Origin of the sequence: Corallococcus sp. CA053C, assembly GCF_003611675.1 — a bacterium.
GTDB lineage: Bacteria > Myxococcota > Myxococcia > Myxococcales > Myxococcaceae > Corallococcus.
In genome coordinates this window covers 1-465 of record NZ_RAWA01000867.1, presented here as the reverse complement: position 1 = coordinate 465, position 465 = coordinate 1, and the positions used below count along the sequence as shown (strand labels likewise).

At 71.2% G+C, this 465-nt stretch carries 2 protein-coding genes; both read left to right on the top strand.

Annotated elements, in window-relative coordinates:
• Positions 1–351 (top strand): FAD-dependent monooxygenase (locus D7V97_RS43645; RefSeq protein WP_199729263.1); only part of this gene is annotated, 351 nt, incomplete at its 5' end.
• Positions 348–465 (top strand): FAD-dependent oxidoreductase (locus D7V97_RS46925; protein ID WP_120616315.1); only part of this gene is annotated, 118 nt, incomplete at its 3' end. The genes D7V97_RS43645 and D7V97_RS46925, both read left to right, overlap by 4 nt.

Here is a 465-nt window from a genome sequence, read left to right as displayed (position 1 = left end):
CTGCTGGGCAATGCCGCGCAGACCATCCATCCGCTGGGTGCGCAGGGCTTCAACCTGGGCCTGCGCGATGCGCTGACCCTGGCCGAACTGCTGGAGGATGCGCACGAGGATGCCGGCAGCGATGTGCTGCTGCAGGCCTATGTTGCGCGCCGCCAGGAAGACCGACGGCAGACGGTGGCGTTCTCGGGTGGCCTGGCACGGCTGACCAGCAATCCGGCACCGCTGATGCGGCCGCTGCGCAGCCTCGGCCTGGTGGCCGCGCAACGCGCCTCGGTGCAGTCGATGCTGGTCGGTGGCGCGATGGGCTTCCGCGGCGAAGTGCCGCGCCTGTGCCGCGGAGAAGCCGCATGAGCCGGCGCATGCGCCTTGATGTGGCCATCGTCGGTGGTGGCGTGGTCGGTGCCGCGTGCGCGCTGGCGCTGGCCGATGCCGGCCTGTCGGTTGCGCTGGTGGAAGGTCGTGAGC